Origin of the sequence: Pelomicrobium sp., assembly GCF_036803785.1 — a bacterium.
Classification (GTDB): domain Bacteria; phylum Pseudomonadota; class Gammaproteobacteria; order Burkholderiales; family UBA6910; genus Pelomicrobium.
This window is the reverse complement of the sequence record NZ_DAIRTR010000213.1, coordinates 1-3,137: the sequence shown is the minus strand read 5'-3', so window position 1 is coordinate 3,137 and position 3,137 is coordinate 1. Positions and strand designations below refer to the sequence as shown.

Here is a 3,137-nt window from a genome sequence, read left to right as displayed (position 1 = left end):
GGATACCGGACCTCGGCTGCCCCTTGCACGAGCCCGAGAGGGAAAACCATGGAAGTACCACCTTCAAACGTCCGCCCCGCTCCCGACCAGGAGCTCATAGACATCGCCGACTACGTCACCCAATACGAGATTAGGAGCGCGGAGGCCTATGCCACCGCCCGGTTATGCCTGATGGATACCCTGGGCTGCGGGCTGGAAGCCCTGGGCTACCCGGCCTGCACCAAGCTGCTGGGGCCCCTCGTGCCCGGTACCGTGGTTCCCCACGGGGCTAAGGTGCCGGGCACTCAGTTCCAGCTCGATCCGGTGACGGCCGCCTTCAACATCGGCGCCATGATCCGCTGGCTGGACTTCAACGACACCTGGCTCGCCGCCGAATGGGGTCATCCCTCCGACAATGTGGGCGGCATCCTGGCCACCGCCGACTGGCTGTCCCGCACCGCCATCGCCCAAGGCAAACCCCCCCTCACCGTGCGCCAGGTGCTGGAGGCCATGATCAAGGCCCACGAGATCCAGGGAGTAATCGCCCTAGAGAACAGTTTCAACCGAGTGGGCCTGGACCACGTGATCCTGGTGAAGGTCGCCACCACCGCCGTCGTAGCCCACATGCTGGGATGCACCCATGAAGAAATCGTCAACGCCGTGTCCAACGCCTGGATCGACGGTCACAGCCTGCGCACCTACCGCCATGCCCCCAATACGGGATCGCGCAAATCCTGGGCAGCAGGCGATGCCACCAGCCGGGGGGTGCGCCTTGCGCTGATGGCGAAGAAGGGCGAGATGGGCTATCCGTCGGCCCTCACTGCCAGGACCTGGGGTTTCTACGACGTGCTGTTCCGCGGTCAGCGGCTCAGGTTCCAGCGGCCCTACGGCTCCTACGTCATGGAAAACGTGCTGTTCAAGATTTCCTTTCCGGCGGAGTTCCACGCCCAGACCGCAGTGGAGTGCGCCATGCAGCTTCACCCCCAGGTGAAGGACCGGCTCGAAGAGATCGAAAGAATCGTGATTCGGACCCACGAGTCCGCTATCCGCATCATCGACAAGAGGGGACCGCTGCATAACCCGGCAGACCGAGACCACTGCCTGCAATACATGGTGGCGGTGCCCCTGATCTTCGGCCGGCTGACCGCTTCCGACTATGAGGACGAAGTCGCTGCCGACCCACGCATCGACCGGCTGCGGGAGAAGATGGAGGTCGTGGAGGATCCTCAATTCAGTAAGGACTATTTGGATCCGGACAAGCGCTCCATCGCCAACGGCGTCATCATCTATTTCAAGGACGGAACCCAGACTGGGGAAGTGGTGGTGGAATATCCCGTCGGCCATCGGCGCCGCCGCAGCGAAGGCATTCCTTTGTTGGAGGCCAAATTCCGCGCCAACCTGGCACGCCGCTTCCCGCCGAAGCAGGCCGCGGCGATCTTCTCTTTGTGCCAGGACCAAAAGGCCCTGGAAGCGACCCCGGTGCACGAATTCGTCGACATGTTCGTGATCTGACTCCCATGGCAGCATTCCCTCATATGCGTACCCGCTCAGGGATCAAGAAAGGACCTCAGGCCATGAGCCACAACCTCTTCGACTCGCTCAAGGAGTTCACCCCCGCCAAGGGCAAGAAGGGCAAGCTCTACTCCCTCGTGGCCTTGGAGAAGGCCGGCTTGGGGAAGGTGTCCCGTCTGCCGATCTCCCTGCGCATCGTCTTGGAGTCGGTGCTGCGCAACTGCGACGGCAAAAAAATCACCGAGGAGCACGTGCGGGCGCTTGCCGCCTGGCGTCCTAGCGCACCCCGAACTCAGGAGATCCCTTTCGTCGTCTCCCGCATCGTGCTGCAGGACTTCACCGGCGTGCCCCTGTTGACCGATCTTGCGGCCATGCGTGGCGTGGCCCAGCGCCTGGGCCGGGATCCCAAGCTGATCGAGCCCCTGGTCCCGGTGGACCTGGTGGTGGATCACTCGGTACAGATCGACTATTACGGGAGCCGGGAGGCCCTGGAGCTCAACATGAAGCTGGAATTCCAGCGCAACCGGGAGCGCTACCAGTTCATGAAGTGGGGCATGCAGGCCTTCGACAGCTTTCGCGTAGTGCCGCCCGGTATCGGCATCGTGCACCAGGTCAACTTGGAATACCTGGCGCGGGGGATACATTACAAAGACGGGGTCTACTTCCCCGACACTCTGGTGGGCACCGACAGCCACACCACCATGATCAACGGCATTGGCGTGGTGGGCTGGGGAGTGGGGGGAATCGAGGCAGAAGCGGGCATGTTGGGCCAGCCGGTGTACTTCCTCACTCCGGATGTGGTGGGGGTGCACCTGAAAGGGGAATTGCGCTGGGGCGTGACCGCCACCGACTTGGTCCTTACTATCACCGAGATGCTGCGCAAAGCCAAGGTGGTGGGGAAGTTCGTGGAGTTCTTCGGCGAAGGTGCAGCGGCCCTACCTGTACCGGACCGGGCTACCATCGCCAACATGGCCCCTGAATACGGCGCCACCATGGGCTTTTTCCCCGTGGACGACAAAACGGTCCAATACCTGGAAACCACGGGCCGCCGCCGAGAAGAAGTCTCGGCGTTCAAGGCTTATTTCCAGGCGCAGGGGCTCTTTGGCATGCCAAAGCTCGGCGACGTCGATTACAGCCAGGTGTTGGAGCTGGATCTCGGGACGGTAGAGCCCTCCCTGGCCGGGCCCAAGCGGCCCCAGGACCGGATCCAGATCGGGCAGGTGAAGGCCCGCTTTGCCGAGCTCTTCGCAAAGCCCATGGCCGAAAACGGCTATAACAAACCCCGGGAGGAGTTGGGCAGGCGCTACCCGGCCACCTTGGCCTCGGGTCATACAGCGAGCGGCGGCGGCGTGATCTCCCCCGAATCCGTGAACGCCGCGGCACCCTTGGACGTGGTGGAGATGGTGGACAACCGCCCCACCCCCGACCTGGTCACCCTGGATCGACCGGCATCGGAGACGGTGGAGATCGGCCATGGGGATGTGCTGATCGCCGCCATCACCTCCTGCACTAACACATCGAACCCCAGCGTGTTGATCGCCGCGGGAATCCTTGCGAAAAAGGCGGTGGAGAAGGGTCTCGCCGTGAAGAAGCACATCAAGACCTCCCTCGCCCCCGGATCCCGAGTCGTGACCGAGTATCTCAAG

Annotated in this window: 2 protein-coding genes; both read left to right on the top strand. The window is 63.0% G+C overall.

Translation table 11 applies throughout. From position 1 onward, the window contains the following. Nucleotides 1–48: 48 nt before the first annotated feature. Nucleotides 49–1,491 carry a bifunctional 2-methylcitrate dehydratase/aconitate hydratase gene (locus V7Q81_RS15340; RefSeq protein WP_333845059.1) on the top strand — a complete coding sequence of 481 codons (1,443 nt, stop codon included), beginning with the start codon at nt 49–51 and terminating at the stop codon, nt 1,489–1,491. 62 nt (nt 1,492–1,553) lie between these two features. Continuing rightward, on the top strand, nt 1,554–3,137 hold a 1,584-nt coding region (gene acnA / locus V7Q81_RS15335), incomplete at its 3' end, for an aconitate hydratase AcnA (RefSeq protein WP_333845058.1).